This is a genomic window from Dyadobacter sp. HNCC25DJ187 (assembly GCF_056895255.1).
Genome location: NZ_JBXHAT010000001.1, coordinates 1,135,956 through 1,162,951, shown reverse-complemented (window position 1 = coordinate 1,162,951; position 26,996 = coordinate 1,135,956). Strand labels below are relative to the sequence as shown.

At 42.4% G+C, this 26,996-nt stretch carries 23 protein-coding genes; 10 read left to right on the top strand and 13 right to left on the bottom strand.

Going from position 1 to position 26,996, the window contains the following annotated elements:
* The first annotated feature begins 198 nt into the window (after nucleotides 1-198).
* Both treZ and treY read left to right on the top strand, forming a co-directional pair.
* Nucleotides 199-2,046 carry a malto-oligosyltrehalose trehalohydrolase gene (treZ, locus tag AC1XUE_RS04710; RefSeq protein ID WP_483354776.1) on the top strand — a complete coding sequence of 616 codons (1,848 nt, stop codon included), beginning with the start codon at nucleotides 199-201 and terminating at the stop codon, nucleotides 2,044-2,046.
* Nucleotides 2,043-6,245 carry a malto-oligosyltrehalose synthase gene (treY, locus tag AC1XUE_RS04705; RefSeq protein ID WP_483354775.1) on the top strand — a complete coding sequence of 1,401 codons (4,203 nt, stop codon included), beginning with the start codon at nucleotides 2,043-2,045 and terminating at the stop codon, nucleotides 6,243-6,245. Before treZ ends, treY begins: the two co-directional genes overlap by 4 nt.
* 173 nt (nucleotides 6,246-6,418) lie before the next feature.
* On the opposite strand, the gene AC1XUE_RS04700 is transcribed toward treY, so the two are convergent.
* Nucleotides 6,419-6,616: a DUF3606 domain-containing protein gene (locus AC1XUE_RS04700; protein WP_483354774.1), complete on the bottom strand. Its 198-nt coding sequence runs from the start codon at nucleotides 6,614-6,616 to the stop codon at nucleotides 6,419-6,421.
* A gap of 236 nt (nucleotides 6,617-6,852) precedes the next feature.
* Between AC1XUE_RS04700 and AC1XUE_RS04695 the strand changes: the two genes are divergently transcribed.
* Complete coding sequence (locus tag AC1XUE_RS04695) at nucleotides 6,853-8,022, top strand: DUF748 domain-containing protein (RefSeq protein ID WP_483354773.1); 1,170 nt, start codon at nucleotides 6,853-6,855, stop codon at nucleotides 8,020-8,022.
* A 431-nt stretch (nucleotides 8,023-8,453) separates the two neighbouring features.
* On the opposite strand, the gene AC1XUE_RS04690 is transcribed toward AC1XUE_RS04695, so the two are convergent.
* From AC1XUE_RS04690 to glgX, 4 genes are read right to left on the bottom strand one after another with little or no spacing between them, the layout of a single operon-like run.
* A complete protein-coding gene (locus tag AC1XUE_RS04690; RefSeq protein WP_483354772.1) occupies nucleotides 8,454-10,208 on the bottom strand; it encodes an alpha-amylase family protein in 1,755 nt (584 codons plus the stop codon).
* Nucleotides 10,195-10,881, bottom strand: coding sequence for a DUF421 domain-containing protein (locus AC1XUE_RS04685; RefSeq protein WP_483354771.1), 687 nt, complete (start codon nucleotides 10,879-10,881; stop codon nucleotides 10,195-10,197). The genes AC1XUE_RS04690 and AC1XUE_RS04685 overlap by 14 nt, the downstream gene beginning before the upstream one ends.
* An 18-nt stretch (nucleotides 10,882-10,899) precedes the next feature.
* Entirely contained in the window at nucleotides 10,900-11,601 is a 702-nt protein-coding gene (locus AC1XUE_RS04680; RefSeq protein WP_483354770.1) for a DUF421 domain-containing protein, read from the bottom strand.
* 8 nt (nucleotides 11,602-11,609) lie between these two features.
* Nucleotides 11,610-13,790 carry a glycogen debranching protein GlgX gene (gene glgX, locus AC1XUE_RS04675; RefSeq protein WP_483354769.1) on the bottom strand — a complete coding sequence of 727 codons (2,181 nt, stop codon included), beginning with the start codon at nucleotides 13,788-13,790 and terminating at the stop codon, nucleotides 11,610-11,612.
* A gap of 292 nt (nucleotides 13,791-14,082) precedes the next feature.
* Between glgX and AC1XUE_RS04670 the strand changes: the two genes are divergently transcribed.
* Nucleotides 14,083-14,559: an ankyrin repeat domain-containing protein gene (locus AC1XUE_RS04670; RefSeq protein ID WP_483354768.1), complete on the top strand. Its 477-nt coding sequence runs from the start codon at nucleotides 14,083-14,085 to the stop codon at nucleotides 14,557-14,559.
* Nucleotides 14,560-14,620: 61 nt separating this feature from the next.
* On the opposite strand, the gene AC1XUE_RS04665 is transcribed toward AC1XUE_RS04670, so the two are convergent.
* Together AC1XUE_RS04665 and AC1XUE_RS04660 are read right to left on the bottom strand one after the other, a co-directional pair.
* Entirely contained in the window at nucleotides 14,621-16,813 is a 2,193-nt protein-coding gene (locus tag AC1XUE_RS04665; protein WP_483354767.1) for a catalase, read from the bottom strand.
* A 20-nt stretch (nucleotides 16,814-16,833) separates the two neighbouring features.
* On the bottom strand, nucleotides 16,834-17,385 hold the full coding sequence (locus AC1XUE_RS04660; RefSeq protein WP_483354766.1) for a YciE/YciF ferroxidase family protein: 552 nt from the start codon (nucleotides 17,383-17,385) through the stop codon (nucleotides 16,834-16,836).
* Nucleotides 17,386-17,628: 243 nt separating this feature from the next.
* Here AC1XUE_RS04660 and AC1XUE_RS04655 point away from each other — a divergent pair, with 243 nt between their 5' ends.
* Complete coding sequence (locus AC1XUE_RS04655) at nucleotides 17,629-18,030, top strand: hypothetical protein (protein ID WP_483354765.1); 402 nt, start codon at nucleotides 17,629-17,631, stop codon at nucleotides 18,028-18,030.
* Nucleotides 18,031-18,093: 63 nt separating this feature from the next.
* Here the strand turns inward: AC1XUE_RS04655 and AC1XUE_RS04650 are convergent, their stop codons facing one another.
* Nucleotides 18,094-18,567, bottom strand: coding sequence for a response regulator (locus AC1XUE_RS04650; protein WP_483354764.1), 474 nt, complete (start codon nucleotides 18,565-18,567; stop codon nucleotides 18,094-18,096).
* Between the two features lie 872 nt (nucleotides 18,568-19,439).
* Between AC1XUE_RS04650 and AC1XUE_RS04645 the strand changes: the two genes are divergently transcribed.
* Together AC1XUE_RS04645 and AC1XUE_RS04640 are read left to right on the top strand one after the other, a co-directional pair.
* Nucleotides 19,440-19,910, top strand: coding sequence for a hypothetical protein (locus AC1XUE_RS04645; protein ID WP_483354763.1), 471 nt, complete (start codon nucleotides 19,440-19,442; stop codon nucleotides 19,908-19,910).
* 44 nt (nucleotides 19,911-19,954) lie between these two features.
* Nucleotides 19,955-20,554, top strand: a complete 600-nt coding sequence (locus AC1XUE_RS04640; protein ID WP_483354762.1) for a hypothetical protein — start codon at nucleotides 19,955-19,957, stop codon at nucleotides 20,552-20,554.
* 30 nt (nucleotides 20,555-20,584) lie between these two features.
* On the opposite strand, the gene AC1XUE_RS04635 is transcribed toward AC1XUE_RS04640, so the two are convergent.
* The 4 genes from AC1XUE_RS04635 to AC1XUE_RS04620 all read right to left on the bottom strand — a co-directional run bounded on the left by AC1XUE_RS04635 (nucleotide 20,585) and on the right by AC1XUE_RS04620 (nucleotide 23,708).
* The gene (locus AC1XUE_RS04635; protein WP_483354761.1) at nucleotides 20,585-21,562 is read right to left on the bottom strand and encodes a helix-turn-helix transcriptional regulator; all 978 of its coding nucleotides are present in this window, start codon (nucleotides 21,560-21,562) and stop codon (nucleotides 20,585-20,587) included.
* A 40-nt stretch (nucleotides 21,563-21,602) separates the two neighbouring features.
* The gene (locus AC1XUE_RS04630) at nucleotides 21,603-22,196 is read right to left on the bottom strand and encodes a YdeI/OmpD-associated family protein (RefSeq protein ID WP_483354760.1); all 594 of its coding nucleotides are present in this window, start codon (nucleotides 22,194-22,196) and stop codon (nucleotides 21,603-21,605) included.
* An 87-nt stretch (nucleotides 22,197-22,283) separates the two neighbouring features.
* Nucleotides 22,284-22,700 (bottom strand): DUF1761 domain-containing protein, encoded by a 417-nt coding sequence (locus AC1XUE_RS04625; protein ID WP_483354759.1) that lies wholly within the window; start codon nucleotides 22,698-22,700, stop codon nucleotides 22,284-22,286.
* A gap of 210 nt (nucleotides 22,701-22,910) precedes the next feature.
* Nucleotides 22,911-23,708 (bottom strand): methyltransferase, TIGR04325 family, encoded by a 798-nt coding sequence (locus AC1XUE_RS04620; protein WP_483354758.1) that lies wholly within the window; start codon nucleotides 23,706-23,708, stop codon nucleotides 22,911-22,913.
* 271 nt (nucleotides 23,709-23,979) lie between these two features.
* Here AC1XUE_RS04620 and AC1XUE_RS04615 point away from each other — a divergent pair, with 271 nt between their 5' ends.
* The 3 genes from AC1XUE_RS04615 to AC1XUE_RS04605 are packed head-to-tail and all read left to right on the top strand — an operon-like array spanning nucleotide 23,980 to nucleotide 26,286.
* Nucleotides 23,980-24,969, top strand: coding sequence for a glycosyl transferase (locus tag AC1XUE_RS04615; RefSeq protein WP_483354757.1), 990 nt, complete (start codon nucleotides 23,980-23,982; stop codon nucleotides 24,967-24,969).
* A 12-nt stretch (nucleotides 24,970-24,981) separates the two neighbouring features.
* Nucleotides 24,982-25,401, top strand: coding sequence for a sugar 3,4-ketoisomerase (locus tag AC1XUE_RS04610; RefSeq protein WP_483354756.1), 420 nt, complete (start codon nucleotides 24,982-24,984; stop codon nucleotides 25,399-25,401).
* A 6-nt stretch (nucleotides 25,402-25,407) separates the two neighbouring features.
* Nucleotides 25,408-26,286 carry a glycosyltransferase family 2 protein gene (locus tag AC1XUE_RS04605; protein ID WP_483354755.1) on the top strand — a complete coding sequence of 293 codons (879 nt, stop codon included), beginning with the start codon at nucleotides 25,408-25,410 and terminating at the stop codon, nucleotides 26,284-26,286.
* Here the strand turns inward: AC1XUE_RS04605 and AC1XUE_RS04600 are convergent.
* Nucleotides 26,283-26,990, bottom strand: coding sequence for a glycosyltransferase (locus AC1XUE_RS04600; protein WP_483354754.1), 708 nt, complete (start codon nucleotides 26,988-26,990; stop codon nucleotides 26,283-26,285). The two genes, AC1XUE_RS04605 and AC1XUE_RS04600, sit on opposite strands and share 4 nt — an antisense overlap.
* Between the last annotated feature and the right edge of the window lie 6 nt (nucleotides 26,991-26,996).

The following is a 26,996-nucleotide window of genomic DNA, read 5'->3' as shown; positions in this document are numbered from 1 at the left end:
TGGTTTCCGTATTCTTTTCCTTTACCGAATACTTCCATGCTACTTTCTGGATCATTTTTTGCTATTGCCGGCATCGAGAATGCTTTTATACATCGACGGTATACCTATTGTAAAGTGAAAAAGTTTCAATCCATCAGGATTTGCTGGTGAGGTTAAAACAAATAATGGCTCATCTTAAACTAAAATCTATTGAATGTAATGATTAACAGTTATTTATCTTCTAATCAGGTAGGGGTCAGCTTTGATTCTAATGGTCGCGCAGCAATTTCCTTATGGGCGCCACAGGCAGAGAAAGCAGAACTTTATATTGTTTCCCAAAATGCGTATTTATCGCTGCAATCAGATTCTCTGGGCTTTTGGCGTTTGGACACAGAAGCGCTGAAACCGGGAGATGAATATTTTTTCAGGCTTAACCAAGGTAAGCAGTTGCCAGATCCTGCATCTTTAAGCCAGCCGACTGGTATTTATGGCCCTTCGCAGGCAACCGACCTGAAAGCTTATCCATGGAACGATCAGCAATGGGAAAATAAGGATTTGCAAAACTACCTGATCTACGAATTACACACCGGCACTTTTACACAAGAGGGAACCTTTAAAGGAATAGAACAAAAGCTCGACTATTTGGTCGATCTTGGTATAACCGCCATTGAGATCATGCCTGTGAGTCAGTTTGCAGGTGAGCGGAACTGGGGATATGATGGCGTTTTTCCCTTCTGTGTACAAAATTCTTACGGCTCAGCTGCTGGTTTGCAAAGGCTCGTGGATATCTGCCATCAGAAAGGATTGGCCGTGATTCTTGATGTAGTTTACAACCACGTAGGTCCTGAGGGTAATATTCTTGCAGAATTCGGACCGTATTTTACAGATAAGTACTCAACGCCATGGGGTAATGCCATCAACTTCGATGACGCTTTCTGCGATCCGGTGCGGCAGTATTTCATACAAAACGCACTGATGTGGTTCCGTGATTTTCATATTGATGCTTTAAGGTTGGATGCGGTGCATGCGATCAAAGATTTCAGTCCTGTTCATATCCTCAAAGAAATTCGTGAGCAGGTCGATCTGCTGGAAAAGAGTACCGGTCGGAAGCATTATATGATCGTAGAACTGGATTTGAACGATGACTGCTACATTACGCCGTTAGCAGAGAGGGGATATGGCATGGATGGACAATGGATAGATGAATTTCATCATGCGTTAAGGGTCACATCCGGACAGAAGAAAATCGGCTACTATTCTGATTTTCATAGTATAGATTCACTTGCAAAAGCATATAACGATGCTTATGTATATGACGGACAATATTCAGAGCATAGAAAAAAGACTTTTGGTGTCAAGGCAAAAACCAACGAGGGAAAACAGTTTGTCGTTTTCTCTCAGAATCACGATCAGGTGGGTAACCGGATGCTTGGCGAGCGCACGAGTGAACTTGTAAGTTTTGAAATGCTTAAACTCATGGCAGGGTCGGTGTTCGTAAGTCCATATTTACCTATGCTTTTTATGGGCGAGGAATATGCAGAAACGAACCGTTTTCAGTATTTTATCAGTCATACTGATCCGCAACTTGTGCAGATGGTCCGCGACGGGCGCAAGAAAGAGTTCGGTGATTTTCACACTGATCAGCAGGTACCTGATCCTGCCGGAGAAGACACTTTTAAAAATTCGAAATTGCAATGGGAACTTCCTGAACAGGACAAGCACAAAACAATCCTGAGGTTTTATAAGGAATTGATTGCCATTCGCAAGTCAGACAATGCGCTGAGGAATTTGAACAGAGATGATTTACGTGTCATGCAGACTGACTCAGAAGATCAGACTTTGGTACTTCTTCGAAGCCACAAAGAAGAACAGGTGCTTTGCCTGATGAATTTTTCAGACCAGCCTAAGACTATATCCATTGAACATGATGCCACTAATTGGACAAAACTAATTGCTTCCTCCGATCCGGAATGGGGAGGCGTGCAGGAGATGTCTGTGGAGATATCGCATCTTTCGGAGCTGATCTTACCTGCTGAATCCGTTACACTTTACACTAACAAACGATGAATACGATTAACTCAACTTACCGTTTTCAATTTCATAAGGATTTTACTTTTGAACATGCCGAAAAGCTGGTTTCTTATCTGGAACAGCTGGGTATTGGTACACTTTATGCATCCCCGGTTTTTGAAGCAGTAGCTGATAGTATGCATGGCTATGACGGGATTAATCCAACCGTTATTAATCCGCAGATTGGCGGTATTGAGAAGCTTCAAAAGCTGGCAAAGGCTTTGCAGGAACGGCATATTGGGTGGCTTCAGGACATTGTACCTAACCACATGGCTTTTCATCCCTCCAATCGCTGGTTGATGGACGTGCTCGAAAAAGGAGAGCGTTCGTTATTTATTCAGTTTTTTGATATCAGCCTTGTAAGCAAATTGTTCGATGGCAAAATGATGGTTCCTTTCATGGCATCTGATTTGGATCAGGAAATTGATCAGGGGAATCTGATTATTTCGGTAGATGGAAAGCGGATGTATTTGAATTACATGGATTCTTTATTCCCGGTCTGTGCTGATTCTTATTTAACCTTATTGAAGGCGGCACATCCAGAAAAGCAGGAAAATTTGGAGCCGATCATTGCATTCCTACAGGAGCTGCGGCATATTGAAGAACCTGATGCTTACACTCAGAAATGGAAACAAATACAGTCCTGGTTTGAGAATGCAGGTGGGCTTGATAAGCTACTTCATGCAGAAATCGCAAAATGGAATGCCGATCCGGAAAAATTAAATTCGTTGGCCAATCAGCAGTATTACGTGCTTTGCAGTTCGTCGACGACCGATCAGGAAATCAATTTCAGACGGTTCTTTACAGTCAATGATCTGATTTGTCTGAACATACAAAATGAAGCTGTATTTGAGGCTTATCATGAGCTGATTTCGCATCTGGTTGGTAAAGGTGTTTTTCAGGGACTACGGATAGATCATGTCGATGGGTTATATGATCCTAAAAAGTACCTTCAGAAGCTACGTGATGTTAGTGGAAATGATACGTACATCAGCGTAGAAAAGATATTGGAGTCTGATGAGCAGCTCCCAACCGACTGGCCCGTTCAGGGTACTTCAGGATATGACTTTCTGGCTAAGGTCAATAGCCTTTTTACCAATACTGATGCAGAAAAAAGTTTTACTGAGTTTTACCAAAACATTACAGATAGTGATATGCCTGCATCGGAGAGCCTCTTGGAAAAGAAAAGATTGATTCTCTACGACCACATGGGTGGCGAGTATCAGAATCTTTTCCAGCTTCTACTGAAACTCAAACTGGTAGACGAAGAAAGGCTTGGCGAAGTAGGACCGGAGAATCTGCGGTATATGCTTGGAGAGTTTCTGATTTTTTTTCCTGTGTACCGTTTTTATGGTAATCATTTCCCGTTACAGGAGGATGAGGCCAAAGAAGTTGCCGATCTGCTCAATAGTCTGATACTGGCATATCCCGAATCTGCAGCGGCCGTGAAAGTACTGGAAGATGTATTACTGGTCAGACCCATTGAAGCTGACAGAGACTATTGCGAAAGAGTACAGGAGTTTTACCAACGCTGCATGCAATTCTCAGGACCGCTAATGGCCAAGGGTGTAGAGGATACTTTGATGTATACCTACAATCGTTTTATCGGAAACAATGACGTCGGCGGATCGGTGGAAAGTTTCGGCATATCTCCTGAAGCGTTTCATCACAGCATGATACTCCGGCAAAAGCATTGGCCTTTGACGATGAATACAACATCCACGCACGATACCAAACGCGGTGAGGACGTCAGAGCGAGATTGAATGTATTGACTGATGTACCGGAATTGTGGTTTAAGAAAGTGAATGAATGGATGGCCATGCATGATCAGATATCTGCTCCCGACCGCAATGATCAATACCTGATCTACCAAACAATTGTCGGTGCTTTTCCTATGCCGGGTGAAGCAGATGATGATTTTGCCAAGAGGCTGTCGGCGTATCTTGAAAAAGCGTTCAGAGAAGCAAAGAGAAAAACAACATGGACGGAGCCGAACGAAGCTTATGAAAAGGGCAGTCAGGATTTTGCTGCAAAGCTATTGAACCAGGAAGGGGAATTTTGGCAAAGCATTAAACCTTTTCATGACAAAATTTCTAACTATGCAATCAATAATTCGATTGCACAGCTTATTCTGAAATTTACGTGTCCGGGTATTCCTGATGTATACCAGGGTACTGAACTTTGGGATTTAAGCCTGGTTGATCCCGATAACAGAAGACCGGTAGATTACAGTCTGCGCCAGGAAATACTGGATGGTTTTGAAAGTGCAGACTCGGGTAAACTTCACCGGGAATTGTGGGAGCAAAGAACCAATGGACATATCAAATTATGGATGACCAATCAGTTGTTCAGGTACCGCAGAGAGCATGCTGAGTTTTTTCAATATGCGGATTATACACCCTTGGAAGTCAAAGGACCGCTTAAGAAACATGTTTTTGCTTTTTATCGTGTACACCGGAGTCAGGTTATGTTGGTAGCTATTCCATTGCACACCGCACTGCTCTGTGAGAAGCAAAACACAGATATACTGAATTTGGATTGGCAATCAACAAAAATTGTCATGCCTGATTTCCTGGATAAACAATGGACGAATGTTTTGACTGGGCAACAGGATAAATTTGAAAACGATATAGCGGTTCAGGATGTATTCACTGATTTGCCTGCCGTAATCCTGACAGGTACACAGCCGCCCAGCTCGAGGAAGGCGGGTGTACTCGCTCATATCACATCATTGCCATCGGCCTTCGGAATAGGCGATATTGGCCCGGAAGCTTACCGGTTCGCTGACTTTCTGTATATGGGTTATCAGAAAATCTGGCAAATGTTGCCGGTCAATCCGGTGGATTCAAAGCAGGGATTTTCTCCTTATAGCTCGTTGTCGAGCATGGCTGCAGAGCCGATGCTGATCAGTCCTGAACTATTGCAGGAGCAGGGATGGCTTCGCTATGATGACTTGCAGGCTTACAGAATGGAATGTAGTGACTGTACCGATTACCTGAACGTGCAAGAAAGCAAGGAACAGTTGCTCAAAATGGCTTACGATAATTTCAGCAGACAGTCAGATCATAGGTCAGAAGATGAATTTGAAGAATTTTGCAAACTGAACGATGACTGGCTGCATGATCACGCTATGTTTGTAGCGCTCAGGACAAAGTTTGAGGATAAGCCCTGGACAGAATGGGATGAGTCATTCAGGAAACTAGATCCGCAGGCACTTGCCAAATTTGCAGAAAGCCATACCGATGAGATTCGGTATCACCAGTGGCTGCAGTATATATTTGATCAGCAATGGCGGCAGCTCAGAGTTTATTGCAATAAACTGGAGATTGAACTGTTTGGAGATATACCATTTTATGTGGGAGCTAATTCGAGTGATGTATGGGCGCACCAGGATTTGTTTATGCTGGATGAAAAAGGCAATATCACAAGTAAGGCAGGAGTGCCACCAGATCAGTTTTCAGAGAGTGGGCAACTCTGGGGTATGCCTGTTTTCAATTGGGACGCTCACAAAAAAGATAACTATCAATGGTGGACCGCGCGACTCAAACGGAATATGGAAATATACGATCTGGTGCGACTGGATCATTTCCGGGCTTTTGCCGATTACTGGGCTGTGGATGGTAATGAAAAAACAGCAGAAAACGGGGAGTGGTTACCAGGTCCCGGAGCTGGCTTTTTTGAAGTCATCAGTGATCAATTAGGCGATTTGCCTTTCGTAGCAGAAGATCTTGGTGAAATCAGTCCGGATGTTTTTGAGCTGAGAGATCAATTTAAACTACCCGGAATGAAGGTATTACAGTTCGCATTCGGTCAGGAATTGGCTAAGGCACTGCATATTCCGCATAACTATGATAAAAACTTCATCGTGTATTCCGGAACGCATGATAACAACACCTCTATAGGTTGGTTGAAAGAGCAGACTGATTCCCAAGTTATTGAAAGTCTGAACAAGTACTTTGGTCAGCAAGTAAATGAGAAAAATATCAATCGGCTCTTTAGCTCTGCTGCCTACGGGTCTGTAGCACAGACAGCCATTTTGCCGATGCAGGATATTCTGGATTTGGATGAAAAGAGCAGGCTGAACAGTCCGGGTTCAGAAGAGGGAAATTGGAGCTGGCGTATCATGCCCGGTCAGCTCAACGAAGCAGTCCACAGCAAGTTGAGAGAACTGACTAAATTTTACAACAGAATTTAGCTCTCATTACTGAGATTGGTTTTTTACAACAGGCATCTCCATTGCAACGGAGTGCCTGTTGTTTTTCTGTATCTGCTGTTTACCTGATTTTCGTATAGTGCCACAGTTGGATGGATGGGGATTTTGAAAATCAATGAAGTGGAACCACCATCAGCAAAGGTATAATTCTACTTTCAGGTGGTGGTTGATGATTTTTTATTAGCTAGAAATCCTTCTATTCTCTCTCTGTGGTTTCCCACATTTTTGATCGCTTCCCTGACTTGTTCTACAGTGACCCCCATTTTTTTTACTATATAGTTGATCTCATAGTCATCGCTTGTCGAAACCTTGTTATGGTTTTCGTTATCCGGTTTAGTCTTATCGTCAGCCATAATTGAAAACAATTTAAAGTTTGATAGTCTTAAGGATATGCTCAAAAATCATGCTAATGACCTAACTTCGCAAGTGTTGCCCAACTGATAAGTCCGATCAGGTATATAGGTCACTGCAGACAGAAATTTGTATGATTTACGGAACGTGATCATAGTCGCTATTGTAGACAGCTGCTCAAAGCGGGGATGTGGCATAATGTTTTCTATATCCGGCTCCTTTACATTGCCCGATATTTATGAAAACAAAATCAAGAAAGCGATTTAGAAATGCAGTGCTGATCATCATTGGCATTTTGATTCTGGTAAGGGTAGCGCTACCTTATGTAGTGTTACATTATGCTAACAAGACACTGGCCGGTATGCATGGTTATTATGGCCATGTAGAAGACATTGACCTTGCGTTGATCCGCGGCGCTTATAAGATTGACAGCATTTACCTGAACAAAGCGGACACAATAACCGGAAACCAGACGCCATTCTTTGCCGCGCAGATAATTGACCTGTCCATTGAATGGAAGGCACTGCTGAAGGGATCAATCGTTAGTCAAATAAATATAGATCGTCCTGAGTTGATTTTTACAAAAGACAAAGTGGAGCCGAAGGAAGTTGTAAAAGATTCAGCAGACTTTAAAAAGGTCCTTGAAGGTTTTATGCCTTTGGATATTAACGTGTTGACAATCAAAGATGGCATTATTCGATACAGAGATAATACGAGTAGTCCTCGGGTAGATCTGGAAGCTAACCGTGTATCTGTCACTGCTAAAAACCTGAAGAACAGTTATGATTCCGCTGCCGTACTTCCCGCCAGTATCGATGCAAGTGCCATGATTTATGAAGGGAACTTCGATCTGCATGCAAAGCTAAATCCACTGGGGGCTAATCCAACATTTGATGTAAGCGCAGAGTTGAAGAATACCAATCTGGTCAAATTGAATGACTTTTTTCAGGCGTATGCAAAAATCGATGTGAACGATGGAAGGTTTGGCCTCTACACGGAAGTGGCTGCGAAGGACAATGCATTTGTAGGATATGTTAAACCAGTTATTAATAACCTGGATGTACTCGGAAAAGAGGACAGAAAGGATAATTTGCTTCAAAAATTATGGGAAGCCGTGGCCGGAGGAATGGGTGAGCTTTTTGAAAACCAGAAAAAAGACCAGGTCGCAACCAAAATTCCTTTTAAAGGTAAATTAGACTCACCTTCGACAAATCTGTGGGTAGCCATCGGCACCATACTCCAGAATGCATTTATTCATGCACTACAACCATCGATCGACAATGAGATTAACATCGGTTCGGTAAAAGCGGAAACCGAAGATAAAAAGACCCTTCTTCAAAAGGTATTCGGTTCGAAAGACAAGGATGAGAAATCTGATAAAAAGAATGCGAAGAAGCATCAAAAATGATGTTTTTAGTATTTTTTTTTACAATGCGATGCTGATTTTTAACCAATTGGAAGTTAGTCATGTGGAAAATGTATCAGTTATTAATTCATTTAAAAGAACAAACAAGTACCATAGCGATCCGTCAACTTACTTTAGAAAAATGCATGACTTTGTCTTTGGTTATAATTTTGAGGACTATCCGGTCCAGCTCTTTATTACGGGCGATGACGGATCCGGCATTTGTTTTCGGATTGAGTGTTCCGATCCCTCGACCCGTAGCCGGCTAGAAAATGTGCTGAGGCAATATTTGGTTGAACAGCATGTTTAATTGCAATGGATATGTAAACCCTGATCTTATTTCAGTAACCCCCGGAGATTATCACTTTACCTTATCATTGTTTCAATTAATTCTCTTAAAGGTCAAAGAGAATAGTCCCCGGGAAAAATACCACTTAAGGTAGTACCTGGTCAACCCGATACCATTTATAGCCGTAAGCTTTAAGGTCAATTTTTACGCTGGAATCAGTCAGCGTCTCATCCTGCTCTTTATTCCATAAATTATAAAGCTTTCGGGCATCCTGAACCTTGAAGTTGACAGAAGCAGGCTTATCTGAAAAGTTGTGTACCATAATCAGCCTTCTTCCTTCGTCGTTATATTCTGTTACCATCACACTCTGTGGTTCGGTTTGCAGGATTTTATATTCACCCAGGCCAATCTCAGGACATGATTTGCGTATCCGTGCCATCTCAGCTATTGTACGTAGTAATGATGTCTTTTCACGCCATTGTTGTTCAACATTCAAAACATGAAAACCGTACTCAGTATCGTCAATAACTGGTCTGAATGCTGTATCGGCTTCGGTAAATCCTGCATTTTTTTCGGTATTCCACTGCATAGGAGTTCTTACAGATATTCTTTCTTTCAGGCTTAGATCATCGCCCATACCCAGTTCTTCTCCATAGCGAAGTACCGGTGCACCTGGTAGCGAAAACAATAAGCTGTATGCCAATTCGATATGCTTCCGGTTGTTGCCTAGCATCGGTGCCAGTCTGCGTCGGATACCTCGTTCGTAAAGCTGCATATCGGGATCCGGACCAAATTTTTCATACACTTTCTGACGCTGTTTTTCCGTTAACCTGCCCAGGTCAATTTCATCATGGTTGCGCAGAAAGCTTGCCCACTGCGAGCTTTGCGGTTTTTGACTCGTAATTTGTAAAGCATCTTTGAGAGGTTTAATATCCGAAGTAGCAAGGCCGTAGAATAGGTACTGATTTGCATAAAAATTAAACATCATCTGAATACCTTCTCCATTTTTTCCGAAATACTCCACGTTCTCTTTGGGATCCACATTCGCTTCTCCTAAAATGGCTGCATCAGCGCTTCGTGATTGAATAAACTGTCTGAGGTTCATCAGAAAGCTGAAATCCAGTTGGGGCTTGGTAGTTCCGGTATGAGGAACTTCAAGAATAAACGGAACTGCATCCAAACGGAAACCGGATATGCCCTGGTTGAGCCAGAAAGCTATGACGCGCTGAATTTCCTTCATTACTTCTGCATGAGCGAAATTCAGGTCTGGTTGAAATTCGTAAAATCGATGGAAGTAATATTCATTGGATGAAGAGTCCAAAGACCACACCGCTTTTTGCACCCCGGGAAATACCATTCCTTTCTCCGCATCGGCAGGTTTTTTCTTTGACCATATGTACCAATCTCTATATTTCGACTCTGTTGAACTACGCGAATTGACAAACCACGGATGCGCATCGGAAGTGTGATTAATGACAAGATCCATAATGACACGCATGCCACGTTTTTTAACCTGATGCACTAATTCGGCAAAGTCACCCAGTGTACCTAATTTCGGATCAACTGCATAATAGTCGGCCACGTCATAACCATCATCCTTACCGGGAGTAGGCTGAAATGGTGCCAGCCATATTACGTCCACACCCATCATTTTCAGATAATCCAGCCGTTGGATCAGTCCGTTGATATCACCCCGGCCGTCTCCGTCGCTGTCCTGAAAAACACCGATTTCCAGGTTATAGATGAAAGCATTTTTATACCAAAAATTCTCTTTGATTTCCCTCGGTGCCATTTTCGATTGGGCAAGTCCGGGTAATGAGAGCAATATAAGTGCGGCTGATAAAATCGTACGGTGGATGGTCATGTCAGATAAATGATTTGTATTGTTATTGAACTGCATTCTCTTTTTGCTGCGAACCACAATAGCAACAGGGATCTGAAAGTGGCTTTGAGCCCGCAGGCTGCCCGCATCGGCTACAAAGCAGCAAGTCAGCGGTGCGGCAACTGTGCTGGATGAACTCCGTATCGATGTCTGGAAGTATGCACAAACCAGGCTTCTTCTCATTGTTTAACACAACCGAAAATTCTCCGTTTGCTTCAAAATATAGCCGCTTAACTTCTCCCAGATGTCTGATTCCATTACTTCTCAGCTGAGCGAATGCACTTTCTCTGGTAATGCCGGTTCTCTTCATGTTTTTCAATACCAGTTGACTATCCGCAATAATTGTTGTCAGATTTCCCTGGGCTATTGACTCAAATTGCTGATTTCTGGAAGAGAGCCAGGCAGTGGCCTGCTGGAGAAATATGACCACAGCAGCAATGATAAAAATCGCCAGTATGCCGCGCTCCGGCGTTTGCATAGCCACCCCGATGGCAGCGGCAAGCGACACCATAGCGATCATTTCACTCCGGCTCATTTGAGATGCCATTCTCTTTCCCATCAGTTTCATAGAGATCATCAGGGCAAGATAAATAACTGCGATCCGAAGGATAACTTCCAGGTAAAATGCAGGTGGTATATCACCTACAAACATTCTTTGCCAGTCAGGAAATTGTATATCATCTTTTTTCATTTTGGTAAACGGGAAAAATTATGTCTTTGAAATAATGTATGCAGTTTTTAATTCTTGCGCATGACAATGATCGCATGCAGTGGTTTTAGATGGGGTTTCCTGAACAGTACCGCAATTAGAGCACACCATGATGTTGGCAGCTTCTTCCTGCTGGAAAGCTCCGATTGCCGCATCGGCAGGTGGAAAGATGATCAGTCCGGCTTTGGGTTCACTTTTCTTATAGATGCTGAAAAGTCCCGTAGCTTCCAGATAAACCCGGTCGATTTGCCCGAGGTTGTGGATTTTTTTGCTTCTGAGCACAGCGAAAAGCTGCTGCTTCGAAACCTTGGTCCTATTCATTTCGTCAAGCTGAAGTATGCCGTTTTTTATAAGTATACTCAATTGGCCGTGGTTCAGTTTTTCGAATTTTCGGTATGTGAACTCCAGGTAATTGATACCTCTCTGAAATCCCAGGGCGCATACCAGAATCATGGCACAAAGTAAAAGTCCGGTCTGCGGTAATTGCATTCCGGGTGACACAATCGCACCAAGCGTAACCATGATGGCGATTTCCGAAATAGTCAGTTGGCCACCCATTCTTTTTCCCATCAGTCTGACGACTGTTAGCAGGACCAGGTACATCACAGTAGCCCTAAGTAATATTTCAACGGAAAATATGACCGGCGCATCACCAAATACAATTCTATATAAATCACCAGGAGTTATATCGTCCTTTTTCATACTATCATTTACAATTTAGAATCTGTTGCGGCACAATGAAATACACATACGGAATGGGCAGCAAGTTTAATTTGTTTGCCGGGAGCAAAATTTTCGGATTTTTCGCCTACAAAGTTTTCGCTTGTTGAAACCACCATACCCCAGCCCGATCCACATTCTTCGGCTGGTAAGGTAAAGTCGACCTGATTTCCCGACGGATTAAAGATGAGGTAGAAATGATCATCGGCAAGCACTTGTCCGCTCAGGTCCACGCAGCGGATGCCCAAACCATTCAGAAAAACGCCGAATGCTTCCGCTTTTGCATCACCCCATTTATCTTCCTGGATTGCGTTGCCGTCCGGTGCAAACCAGATAATGTCATTGATCTCAGTTCCATTTACAGGCAAATCCTGGAACCACCGGCGTCTCTGGAACGTCGGGTGGTTTTTTCTTAGCTTGATAAGGGCCTTTGTGAATTCCAGAAGTTCAAGATCTGCTGTGTCCCAGTTTTGCCACGATAGCTCATTGTCCTGACAGTATGTATTATTATTTCCTTGTTTTGATTTCGAACATTCATCACCTGCCAGAATCATCGGAACGCCTTGTGACAAAAGCAGCGTGGTGAGCATGTTTCGTTTTTGCCGGCCGCGCAACTGATTGATTTCCTGATCGTCGGTAGGCCCTTCAACTCCACAATTCCAGGAATGGTTCTCATCACTTCCATCCGTATTATTGTCTTCGTTTGCTTCATTGTGTTTCTCGTTGTAGCTGACCAGGTCATTCAGCGTGAAACCATCGTGCGCAGTAATAAAGTTGATACTGGCTGTAGGGCGGCGATAACTATTGTTGTATAGGTCAGGGCTTCCGGTGAAACGCTGGGCGAACTCAGTCATTTCAGTATCTCCACCACGCCAGAAATCCCGAACATGATCCCTGTACATACCATTCCACTCACCCCAGCCAACCGGAAACTTGCCTACCATATATCCCTGATCGCCAATGTCCCATGGTTCGGCAATAAGCTTCACCTGAGAGATGACAGGGTCCTGGTATATGATGTTAAAAAATGAGCTTAGCGTGTCCGTTTCATGCAATGTCCGGGCAAGTGCCGCAGCCAGATCAAACCTGAATCCATCGACATGCATCTCCGTTATCCAATATCTCAGACTATCCATGATCAGTGCAAGTACATTTGGCAGCTGGGCATTAATGGTATTCCCCGTCCCGGTGTAGTCCATGTATTGCTTTTTTTCATTTTCGACAAGGCGATAGTAGGAGGCGTTATCCAGTCCTTTGAAAGATAGAGTCGGACCCAAATGATTTCCCTCAGCAGTGTGATTGTACACGACATCAAGGATGACTTCAATGCCCGCTTTGTGCAATTCCCTGACCATGTATTTGAATTCGTTCACCTGTGCACCCGCTGTCTTGTCACTGCTGTATCCGGGATCAGGAGCAAAGAAGCTTAGTGTATTGTACCCCCAGTAATTATTCAAACCCTTTTCTATCAGATGCCGATCGCTAACAAAGTGATGTACCGGCAGCAGTTCAATGGCGGTAATGCCTAATTCTTTCAGGTAGGTAATTACTTCGAGGTGTGCAAGTCCCGCGTAAGTACCTCTTATCTGTTCTGGTATTTTCTCATTTAATACCGTAAAACCTTTTACGTGTGTTTCATAAATGATGGTTTCATGATAGGGGCGATTAATCCTACGGTCGCCCTGCCAGTCGAATTCAGAGCTGATCACGATTGATCTGGGTACGAAGGGGCCGCTATCTTCTGAGCTGTAACTCAAATCTTCCTGCTCATGACCAATCTGGTATCCAAACAGCGAATCATCCCAAGTGAGTGCATAGGTGAGTGCTTTTGCATAAGGGTCGGTAAGTAGTTTGGCAGGATTGAACCGGTGACCGTTATCTGGATCGTGAGGACCATGTGCCCGGTAGCCGTAACGTTGTCCCGGCTTCAGCCCCGGCACATAAACGTGCCAGATATGATGTGTAACTTCTTCAATTTTAATTTTAGCAGACTCCTCGTTGTTTTCATCAAACAGACAAAGCTCAATCATATCTGCATTCTCTGAGAACACAGCAAAGTTTACACCAACACCATCCCAGGTCGGCCCTAGAGGATATGGTTGGCCGGGGCAGACCTTTAAATCAGATGAACCGTGTGCATCAAGGATTTCATTTTTTATTTTTCTGTCCATCGTTGTTATTACTGATCAAATGATCTGGTGAGGGATTAGTACTAATTGCTATGATGTGGTTGCCAGTCTTTCACTTCATCTTCCGGAATGACATACTAACTTCATAGCCTGAATTTTATTTAAAAAGTTTTGCTTGGTTGAATAGGAAACTGTGATCTACACACCCCCCTTTTTTAGTGATCCGTGCTTCATAAAAAATCATTCCGAGCATGGAATGATTTTTTATGCGGTAAGCCACTTGTAATCGGCGGTGACGTAGCCGTTTGATGATGGATCATAAACCTATCAGACCATGGAAAATTATACAAATGTCATTATTCATGCCGCGCGGGTGGGTAATACAGAAGTACTCGATGAATTAATCAGCAGAGGAGTGGATGTAAATCTTCAGGATGAGAAAGGACATACACCTCTAATTATTGCCTGCTACAATAATCAACCTGCCGCTGTAGAGCTATTACTGAATGCAGGTGCAGACGTCAACGCTGCAGACTATGGTGGTAATACAGCATTGATGGGTGCTGCATTTAAAGGCTTTGATGAAATCGCTAATAAACTCATTCGGCATGGCGCAGACCTGGACCTGCAGCATGGTAATGGCGGTACCGCATTGATGTTCGCCGCTATGTTTGGCAGGAACAATATGGTACACCTGCTACGGGAAAAAGGAGCGGACCTTGGAATTGTTGATGTAAGAGGACTGTCTGCTTATGATCTGGCTGCCCAACAGGGAAATGCAGGAGCCATGGATTTGCTATCGGCGGATTAAATGTGATGATATCTTTATATAAAAAACGGGTCAACTGTGAAGTCGACCCGTTTTTGTTGATTTATGCTGGTACCTTTCTGGGCACTTCACGTTCCCAGAATCTGTGTTGAGCAATTGCTTTTGCAAACAACGATGCAAGATTTTCAGCATTATCACTTACTACCACACCTTCAAGCAATACAGATTCTTCAGTAAAGTCGTCAGGTAATTTTCTGGCAAAATAAGTCGCTTCTAAAACCTGTGTGGCTTCGAGATCAGCAGCGATTGGTTTGCAGTGTTTAAATGCTTCATTCAGGAAATGTACAGCTGCAGCCTCGGCTTCCACCGTTGCAACACTGTTCAATCCTCCTGGCACATACACAGCATCAAATAAAACGGATGCAGCCGTGAGATAGCTGTGTTGTACAGGAATTTGCTCATCCGTGTCAGAAATGACATAGTTTTGACGGGGCGCTATCATTTCAACGATGGCACCTCCATTTTCCAATACGGATTTTACTGTATGAACTGACGAAGCACTGACGCCGTCCGCAACCAAGAATGCGATCTTTCTTGTGGCAATACTGTTTTTAGGCGTATTGGCCATACTCAGCGCATCAGAGATTACCACTTCGCCATCCTTCATAATCGGATCATAGTCAGCGGGGTCTGCGTCAGCCGGGAAACTCAAGTTTACAGGAAGTTCAGGATCTTCAGGCACCGGCAGTCTGAGTGCGAAGGCAACCTCACTTGCCAGTTTCTTATCGATAAGGGATAGCACACCCAACATTCTTGTGCGCACATCTTTGGAGTTCACCTTACCCAGTTCAAAACTTAAGGCATCGATGATGTGATTTTTTTCCGGTTCCGACTGGCTGTTCAAAAACAAGCGAGCCTGGCTGAAATGATCGAGAAAACTTTTACTTCTCGCCCTGATTTTTCTTGCATCAATTCGTTCCGGATAAGATGTGAATCCACCCTCAGATGCTTTTGCCTGACGTGGCGAATTATCATTCAGCAAATTTGGTCCGTAGCTCACTTTCCCGCGGTTAATCGTCTGGCGCATGAATCCGTCGCGCTGATTATTATGTACAGGAACAATAGGTCTGTTAATCGGAATCTCCTGAAAGTTAGGTCCGCCAAGGCGAATCAACTGGGTATCAGTATATGAGAATAAACGTCCTTGTAATAAAGGATCATTTGTGAAGTCAATTCCGGGAACCACATGACCTATATGAAAAGCGGATTGCTCTGTTTCAGCAAAGAAGTTTTCCGGGTTTCGGTTTAGCGTCAATTTTCCCACACGTTGAACCGGCACAAGTTCTTCAGGGATGATTTTGGTAGGGTCAAGTAAGTCGAAATCAAACTTAAATTCGTCACTCTCCGGCACAATTTGCAGACCAAGTTCCCATTCTGGGTAGTTCCCACTCTCAATCGCATCCCATAGATCACGACGGTGGAAATCGGGATCTTTACCAGATATTTTCTGTGCCTCATCCCACGCAACCGAATGTACACCTAGCAAAGGTTTCCAATGGAACTTCACAAAGTGACTTTCGCCCTGTTCATTGATCAGTCTGAAAGTATGGACGCCAAATCCTTCCATCATTCTGTAGCTACGTGGAATACCACGGTCGCTCATTGCCCACATGATCATATGTGCAGACTCAGGCATTACGGAAATGAAATCCCAGAAAGTATCATGTGCCGAGGCAGCTTGCGGCATTTCATTGTCAGGCTCTGGTTTTACAGCATGGACAAGGTCCGGAAACTTCATGGCATCCTGTATGAAGAACACGGGCATATTGTTTCCTACCAAATCAAAATTGCCTTCCTGTGTGTAGAATTTTACTGCAAATCCTCTCACATCCCGGGCAAGATCCGTGGACCCTTTTGAGCCGGCGACAGTCGAAAAGCGCACAAATACAGGGGTTTCAATTTCCGTGTCATTTAAAAACTGCGCTTTGGTATATTTATCCAGGGACTCATATACCTTGAAAATACCATGAGCACCAGATCCTCTTGCATGTACTACACGTTCCGGGATACGTTCATGATCAAAATGGGTAATTTTTTCACGAAGAATAAAATCTTCCAATAATGATGCACCGCGTTCACCAGCTTTCAGAGAATTCTGATCGTCATTGATGCGTAAACCGGTATTGGTGTTCATTAACTCCCCTGATGAATCCTCCATGTTTCTGGCCAGATCTCTGGTTTTGTCATTCTCAGGCTGTTGATTTCCCTGATTCTGGTTATCTTGGTTGTTGGCCATAGCTTTTTAATATTGTTTAATTATGCTTCCTCCGACGCCTTTTTCGCAGTGTTGTTAGTTGCAATTTCTGTTAGCACCTGATCTGTTTCCAATTCTTCACTCAGCGTTTGCTGCAGGATTTCAGCGACTTCGCTGTGGCCAAGTGTATTGGCAAGCCGGATGAGTCCCGAATAGGAAGCAATTTCATAGTGCTCTACCTTTTGAGAAGATAAAATGATGCCAATGTCCCGGGTGAATGTACCCTTATCTGTACTTTCAATAACGCCTTCACCTTCTTTGGTAATCCCCTCAATTGCATCACACTTTTTTGCAACAGGATCTTTTCCCAACAGTAGAAAAACCTGCTCCAAACGCTCGACGTGAACCTTGGTTTGTTTAAGATGCAGATCGATTGCATCTGCGAGTTCAGCGGAATGTGCCGACTGGACCATCTTGGGTAGTGTTTTTACCAAATGGTTTTCAGCCCAGAAAATATCTCTTATGCAATCCAGAAATAGCTCCTGCAATGCTGGCTCTGCGTTAGGCTGAGTACCTGTCTTAAATTTAGGATCTGAATTTGTTTCGTTCTTCATCGTGATTTATTTTTTGGTTGTGCCCTGTTATCAAAAGCTGTTCCAGCACAAACCGGTGACGGAATGACCCAAAGTGATGAAGCCAGTGAATGTGCATGCGTCAGTCCTGATGACTACCAAAATTTCTAATGAAAAAGTAGGGAAATAGACAAGTTGGCTTAGAAATTGCTATCTAAACAGCAGCAGCCCTTCCTTATAGGCCTTATTGACTTTCAACCTTACCTTCATAACATATAACAAGAAATGAAAACACTTATATTTTCCAGTAATGTAACTCTGGATGGTAGACCTGCTGGATTTTCGGGCCAATTTAAGATGCTCCATACAGAAACAGGCAGGATGTATATTTACAAAGTCCATGTCTCGAAGCATTCTTATTCAGGTTCTCATTTACCTGGCGGAGGAAGCGCAAAAGAAGATCAGGCATGGTGGAAAAGTATGTACTACGCGCTCACTGTGTTTATTGAGAAGTACAACCAGGTTCATGGCGAGCTGCCTTCGGATAAAAATACCTTTTACGACGGCCGGTATTACACCCCTGATGACAATATGTTTGGGGAGAAAATACGCTTTCGCGTAGAGTATAGAAAGCAGCGTGATCTGAGCAACAGGGAATTAGTACTGAAGGATGAGGAAGTATTTTAAGTACAAAAAAAGGTCATGTTTTGCATGACCTTTTTTTGATAGCTGATACAGATAAAATTTTATCTATGATTCAAAATGGGACATATCCTGCTCAACATGGGCCAGAATATTATAATCTACCCAATAATGGCAAATAGTCTCCAGCAGTGTTTTCAACTCTTCAAAATCAACAGGTTTAACGAAAAAAGAATTAGCTCCTGCCTGGTAGCACCGGTTCACATCGTGCTGCGTACTGGTGCCGCTTAGCATTACAACCGGCAGGGTCTTCCAATCCGTAACGTTGTTTGAGGGTGTTTGGCGGATAAGCTTCAAAATTTCATATCCGTTCAGTGTGGGTAAATTCAAATCCATGATAATCAGTGAAGGACGCTTGCCGGTATATCCATCCGACGATTGCATCACCATGTATTGATACAACTCACTACCTCCCTGAAAAGATCTTACGCTATACTCAGGAAGAAATTTAGCGAAAATAGTCCTGACGAGTTGGCGGAAATCTGAGGAGTCCTCAACAAGAAATATATCTTTTTGTGTCATTGTTAAATTGATTTAGGAAAAATTTCGTAGTTAAGTAAAGGGTAATGACAACTAAGAATTAATCATTATTAAACATCTGGCCAGGATTACTTACTTGAACGCTTAACACTGTATGTCGAAGAATTGATAACTCATAGTTCTCTGTAAATGATAAAAAACAAACAGAATGAATTGAATTTAAAAGGGAGAGGTATTTGTTATCACATATTATTTCCTTTTGCATAGCGAAAACTAATTGGTAAGCGCGAAAGTTACAACACACGTTATCAGTCATCCTATTCATTATTTCCTGCTGAAGCAGATTTCTTTTCAATTTCACGATCTGTAAGTATGTCTGTTCATACTCGTAATCAAAGCAATTTCTGATTACTCATGCTGGTTCTGATTTCTCAATGTGTAGCAAGCTTTTTTAAGTAACTGTTTTTTTGAATTTGGGTCAGCCCATTGCTTGATTCTGGTATATGATACGCTCCATAGCGATTTAACGGCACGGTGTTCCAGCCTTCCTTCGTATTCATTGGTAAAATTGAAGTTTTCGTGTTTTGGCTTGATATAAAAGTGCTATGTGTATGCTATAAATTCATGCCACACATAATTTTCCACACAAACGCTTATTAATTTCCTCACCCTGTTATTCATGGTGAAGATGAGAATATTAATGACGTTTTTTAAAGGGCTGTAAATTAGTTTGTTGTATTCTTAAAAGTTGTAGAACTAATTTGTTTCAGCCAAGCTCGAAAATAGGCTTTTGAGGCATTTATAAACAGGAATAGTTTTTATGTAACTGCACATACAACAAGGGCGGATGTATCTGAGAGTAACGTTGCCCGTACAAGAACATTTTAGAAACGGGACGATAACCAGGAAAAAGGATGAACAACGGGAACGAAATGGTGAGATGCATAGCCAGAATCTGGCGTATGTATAAAAAGCAAGAACTATTGTTACGTTCAGTAATGAGTCTGGACACATCCTATAAACTGCGTAAAATCTGCAGTCATGGTTATCTAACAACGGTTCTTTTCAAAAAAGATGTTGGTAACATCTATGACTCGATGAAAAGTAGTCTGGATGATGGTGATCTTGGAAGTATCACGGTCAGCGGACCAGATGTAGAGCAGATATCCAAGGACCAGCGTGCTATATTCTCTGAGATTGCTCTGCGACATGACTCGCTTCTTAAAGAGTATAGTCAATTATTGCAGGTAATAGACGAGCATGAAGAAATAGCCCATTCATGTCGGGGACACATTGACAAACTGACATTGCTGAGAGATTCCCTGGTGAATGAATTGGACAAGCTTCCCAAAACAGATGAGAAAGAGCTGGTATCAGTCGCTTAGTTCGTTATGATCTTTTTATTTCTTACCTGAACTTTTTAATTATTATGGAACACGAAAATCTGGTTCCGGAGCATACTTCCGGTAAAAGAATTGATGCAAAGAGCTTTCGTGAATTTCCTGATACGCAGCTTGCCAAAAGGCATTTCGAAAATGCAAAGTCCTGGCTGTTAGATATGAACCATTGGGATGAAATAGCTAGTGACATCATGGCTACTTTCAAACTGTGCGATGAAAACGGCAATCATATTGATCAGATAGCCAGTATTGGGTTGCCGCTTCGGATCGATATTCCCGGCCCTGGCAGCGCAGATGGAGCTGGATACGACTGGGTTCGTATCGAAGACATCAATGAAACAAGTGAGGGGGACTTTGAAAGTATGGCCATTATGGTAAGACCCATGGCTGCTCCCGGAACATTACAAGACAGCACTGCCCATTTTTATTCAGAGGATTCCACAAGCACTTTTGTAATAAGCAGAAGAGGTAAAACAATTGAAGCGGCCGTATATGATCGCAATATCGATGTGAACAGGGAGTCGGATAGTCTCATTGGAAAACTTCGTAATATGATCACAGGCTTTATTGCAAAAGAAGGTTTTTCAAAAAGCCAGTGGCAGGCATTAACCGATGGATTGGTTGGCTGATATACCAGGGCTTTACCTGTAGAAAGAAAGTTAATCATCCGTACCAAAAGATTTCAATGCCTGTTCAGCGAGAATTTTTACCTGTAACTTCAATTCAGGCGGCTCCACAATTTTTATACTGCCTGCGAACGTCAGAAGCCATCTCGCAATATAGTGCAGGTCTCCAACCATAAATGTCAATTCCAATTCGTGCTGTGAAAGCTCATTTTGTTGATGAAAGCCATATTGGTTTTTGTTCTCAATCAGTTGTTGTAGCAGATATGCAGGAGTATACTCAAGCTCGACGATGATTACCACTTTTTGCTTTGATCGGCTCCTGAGCTGTTCATCCCAATACTGCTGTAACGTCTCTGTACGTGCACTGAAAATTTCAGAAGTTGGTTCTATATCCCTGATGCGATCCAACCTGAAATCTCTGAAATCCTGCCTCAGACGGCAAAATGCAACCACATGCCAGTGTTGACTTAGATACAAACCAATCGGTTCGATAATGCGGTTCATACCTAACAACGAAGTAGCAGATGAATAACAGATGCGCACGACACGATGTGCAGTGATTGCATTCAATAGTACTTGATAGGTATCACTGCCCGAAACCCCATGTTGGGCGTCCAGTATCTGAATATGATGTGTAATACTCTCCAATTGGTCACGATCGTTGTACCGCAGAGCAGAACGAAGCTTATCCATAGCTGCGGTAATGAGTTCTGCCGTTTTTACATCCGTTCGGTTGAACACGAGCTTTTCTGCCGTTATTAAAGACAGTGCTTCCTGTTGCGTAAAATTCACCGGTGCGATCCTGTAACCCTCAAGCATTGAAAAACCCTTCCCTTCAATCGTCACAACTGGTATGCCTGCACTCTCGAGGGTCCTTACATCCCGGTAAATTGTACGGGTGCTCACGCCGAACCTACTGGCAAGCTCAGTAGCTGTAACGGTGCGTTTTGCTTGCAGCAAAGTGGTTAGGTTTATCAACCTGGCTAGTCTGCTTACCTCGTTATCTTTCATTGGTGCGGCGGTAGGTCAGGTAAATTTAACATGGCAGGTTTCACTTTTTTACCCATGCTATGGCCTTTGGCTTCATGCGCTGGTTTGCGCAATCTACTATTTCTGCAATACGCCTCATACGGGTATCAGTCCTGCGTGCCAGCATGAGCCATTGCAGCATGCTGCGTTTGTCAGAGTTACTGAGCTGATGGACGTACTCATTGGCATCCGTGTTCTGTTCCAATGCTTGTTGCAGGTCAGCAGGTAGCAGCAATTGATTTACTTCGTCAAGCGATTCCCAATAACCGTTTGCTTTGGCTATATCAATAGCTGCCAGACCCGCTTTTGTCATCCTGTCAGATGCGATAAGTACTTCAACTTTTCTTTTGTTAATTTGAGACCAGACACTTCTTGGTTTTCGCCTGGTGAATAAACGCATGAATTGCCGATCATCGATAGGTTTTACCAAACTATCTATCCAACCAAAACATAAAGCTTCATCAACTGTTTCACTCCAGCTTACGGTAGCCAGACCAGTATGCTTTTTGAAATATACCAGCCATACAGATTCCGCCTCGAGATGGTTCTGTTCCAACCAATTTCTCCAATCATCGCTGCTTTGCGGAGTAAATATTGCAATGTCCTTGTCTGGCATAGTGGATTAGTGTTACACTTCAAAAATAGCATTTAATCCGATTTGATGTTGAGTCAACAAAAATGATTAGACCTTAAATTCTCATTCTTATTTCATCCAAACCAGTATAACACAAACCATCACAATTCCTGCCATATGATAAGCGCCCGAAATAAGACCATACAGAAGCGGGCGGGGGATGTTAGGGTTTATGGCTATATTGACCGTATTCGCTACCAGATATCCACCACCAACTATCAGGGCAAACAAACTGCCATCCCGCATATTGCTGATCTGCAACGCATAAATGAGTACAGAGCTTGCTACCGTTATGACAAGGCAGCATAGTGCGGGACCCAGTATGAAAATCAATTCAGGCTTTTGCTGCGTTTGGTGTTCTTTTCCAAGAGACAAATGATAAGCTTTGGGGAAGAGCACGGTAAACCACAAAGCGCCAAGCATAAAGTATGGGATAAAGGCGCATATAACACTAAGCCAATTGATCTGAGGTAATACATCAAACATAATCTGGTTGTTTTTAGATAAAAAATCGTTTATGCCACAAATCAAACATTGACTTGTGACAGCCCTATGTCATACCTATCAACAAAATTTTTTAATCGGTGTATTTTTTGTGATCCAAGCAGCTTTTACTGGCAGAGCAGAAGAATTCCGAAGCAGTTCAGCTACATCTTATCAGTGCATCAGGCTCCATAGGTAAGCATTAAGAGAAAACTATTTATCGCTGTTACGAATTAGGAAAAAGCCTTTATCATATCCCTGTTTGCTACCATCTATTTCCATTTCTTCCTCTCCGGGAACAGAAGACTCAAATTCAGTTTTGATATGGTAATTCTTAAAATGAGCCAAAAAATCGGTTTCATTGAAAAACCAGGCAGGATACCGGGCAGTGTAGATATGAGGTGGAACGATTTGTAATGTCAGACGATCGGACCGGTCTCCTTTTACAAATGCAGTTCTGTCTATAATAATGAATTTGAAACCATAATGCTGTATTTCCTGAAGAAATGCGTGAGGATCGGGTAGGTACTGCACCACGCTGGAAAGCAGCAAGACATCCGCTTTTTTTGCCTTCATGCTATCTGCTATTGTAAAATGAAACTGAAGTGTTTCATCCTGGAAATGTGTTTGTCCGCATTTGACATACCCGTTCTGTTCCACAACACTCCAGTTTACCGAAACAGATCCTGGAATGAGATCTCTCACCTGATAATATGTACTACCCAAAGACCCACCAAAGTCAATGACATTCAGCGAACCGTCGCACTCTGCTGCTGTATAGAGAAGGGCCGTAATCACAGAATAAGGATATAGTTTTTTGTCGAAAAGAACCGAATCCCTTTCATAAACTGCTTCGCCGTTTTTTACTTTTAACAGCGCTTTTTTTGTGATATCCAGGATGGACTGTTCTTCATAACCTCCCGTTATTGCAGTCAGCTCGTCCCAGTCCTTATAATCACCAAACCAGCCGTACTGTTTTTTTTTCGTTTTTCTTAATCCAAACAAAGACATCTGCTCATGTTAAAGTATGGTGCAATTTACTGTTTTATTCTCCAATCCGATGCAGGAATTTGGGTATGTTGCGTCTGAATATGAGCATTTTGATCAGTAGACAAATCTTATCCAGCATGTAAAAAGTGGTTACATGTACTTATGATATATTTGATAAAAAATGTACTCTTTCTATGTTTGAATTTTTTTTGGAGCGAACGAGTCAAGTGATTGATTAATAACTGATATTTGTGAAAGAGTTACAAGGCCCTAATCAGTGTAATCATTTTTCATGCAGTACTTTTGCACGCTTTTCAACTCATTCTATCTTTCGCGTGGGTTGGCGATGTACAATTCTTTGGTCAGGGAAACGTCTGACTTTCATTTATTTATTTTTGCGTTTGATCAGTCTTCCTGTGAGCTGCTCCGGGAAATGAATTTGTCTTCTGCAACCATTATTTCTTTGCAGGAATTTGAAACAAAAGAATTACTTTCAGTAAAAGATAGCCGTACAGCCGGGGAGTATTGCTGGACCTGTACGCCGTTTACGATCTGGCATTGCATTCATCACTACAATTTGGATCATTGTACTTACCTGGATGCAGACTTACTCTTTTTTTCTGACCCAAAAGTATTGACAGACGAAATGGGAGAAAAGGATGTACTTATCACGCGGCATAATTACAGTCCGGAGTATGATCAGTCAAAGCTTAGTGGTGTTTATTGCGTTCAGTTTGTGACTTTCAAAAACACGATAAAAGGTCTGGATGTACTTAACTGGTGGCGACAGTCTTGTCTGGACTGGTGCTACAACCGGTTTGAGGATGGCAAGTTCGGAGATCAAAAATACCTGGATGACTGGACAGAGCGATTTGATGGAGTACACGTGTTGAAGAATTATGGTGGTGGTGTAGCGCCTTGGAATTCAAAAGATTACAAGTTTTATTGCGCGGGTGCAAGTGTTGTGATACAAGAGGAGGGTAGTGAGGAAACAGCACTTGTTTTTTATCATTTTCATGATTTCAGATATTGTGAAAATAGTAGTTTCAGACTAACAGCTGAGCAATATCTGCTACATAAGGATGTTATTCAAAATGTATATCAACCTTATGTAAAAGCTCTGAAACAGGCTGAACAACAGGTCATACAGTTAGATGCAAAGGCTATCTATCACGAGAAGTTGCTGCCATTAAAATGGATTTACGTGAGCCTTTCGCGTAGGATTCGTTTTATGGTGCATGGATCGCATAAAAATTATTCGAAAAGAATTAGTTTACGATAAATACAATACCAATTGGCTCACGTAATAAATCTAAAAACCTTCACTGACGTTCGAGGTAATCTTACTGTGATAGAACGTGTTATTCCATTTGATATCAAACGTATCTTTTACATTTACGGTGTAGATGATTCTGTGCGCGGTGGGCACAGACACCATAAAACCATCCAAGCTGCGATATGTTTGACGGGAAGCTGTAAAATTATTAGTGATAATGGGTTGCAGCAGCATGAGTTTATCCTTGATTCAGCCGATCAGTGCCTTGTTCTAAATCCTGAAGACTGGCATCAGATGCTTGAGTTTACACCGAATGCCATATTGATGGTGCTCGCGTCCGACTTTTTCGATGAAACAGATTATATCTATCAACCCTATCCGGGACCTTTCGCTACGCTACATCAGCCGGTATTGTCTGAAGCAGTTCAAAAGATTTAAGTGAGAATGATAAATACTGAATTTCCCAGAATTACAATTGTAACTGCATCGTTTAATCAGGGTAAATATCTGGAAGATACAATATTGTCCGTTGTAGGGCAGAGGTATCCTAACCTTGAATACATTATTGTAGATGGAGGAAGTACAGATGAGTCTATAGATATAATAAAGAAATATGAAGATCAACTTTTTTATTGGGTAAGTGAGCAGGATGGGGGTTTGTATGATGCGATACAGAAAGGGTTCGCCAAGTCTACAGGGAGTATAATGGCTTGGATAAATGCAGATGATTTGTACCATCGGAAAAGTTTGTTTCAGGTAGCTACAATTTTTACTAAATATCCTGATGTAAAATGGATTATGGGCAGTAATACCTATTTTAATGATTCCGGGTATCCATTTGTTTTTGAACACCAACCATACGCACAGCGTTGGTCGAGGAAGCGACTACTTCTTGGAGACGGATACTTTATTCAACAAGAGTCAGTTTTTTGGCGAAGAGAACTGTGGGAGAGGGTAGGCGGTTACTTGGATCAAAATAATTCCCTTGCAGCGGACCTCGAATTGTGGCTTCGGTTTTCGAGATTCGAAAAGCTATACTCAACCGCTTTTATGCTAGCGGGCTTCCGCTTACGTAATGAAAATCAGAAGAGCTTTAATCAGCGGGATGCTTATCTGCAACAAGCACGGACCTTGTGTAAAGAAGAAAGAAAACGGGCAGATGGAATGAAATCTGTCCTTTTCTATAAATTTTTCTTAGTATGCATTACACTTTTACCAATACAAAAGTGGCGAGCTTGGCTGGCGGCAAGATTACTAGATCTTCCCCCGAAGATAGTTTTTGACAGATCTGAAATATCTATATTAACATACAGGCCTTATTAGTTTGCTAACACTTTAGCTTTCAGATTTTTAAATAAAAATCTGAAATAGATGCCTAATCCGTAATTCTGCAAAATCAGATTGGCTTTGCTGCTTTCAAAAAGCAAATCCTTGCGTAGAGAAGATACCCCTGTGTCATTGAAAACGGCAATGGTGTAATCCTTAAATTCGAAGTTGTATAACGGATTCCTGTTCAATTCCATATTCAGTACATGGTCAGCGGATATGCTGTATTGCGTATCATACCGTTTTTTGGCAAACACTTCCGCAGGGTAAACCATAGCCTGGTGATTAATGCCCGTTTTTGCCTGGTGATAGGCTGAAAGCTGTCCCAGATATTTCCTGCCTGCTTTCCAGACGCTTCCGTAATAAATTTTGCTCGTATCGGTTAACTGTTGTGCCAGCGAGGAAAACTCCGGAGTCAATATATCATCGGCTCCTATAAAATATACCCATTGCCCATTGATATGGTCAAGAGCCTTGTTCATCGCATCATATATACCATGGTCCTTTTCGCTCTTCCAGAATGCAATTCTATCTGCATTGTTTTTTACAATAGTAATAGTACTATCACTACTACCCCCATCGATTAGTATAACTTCTATATGCGTATATTCCTGACCGTATATACTGTCAAGGCATCTCTGCAAAAGTGCCTCAACATTATAAGTTACCAGTACAATGGATATTAATCCCGTTGCATTCATGTAGCA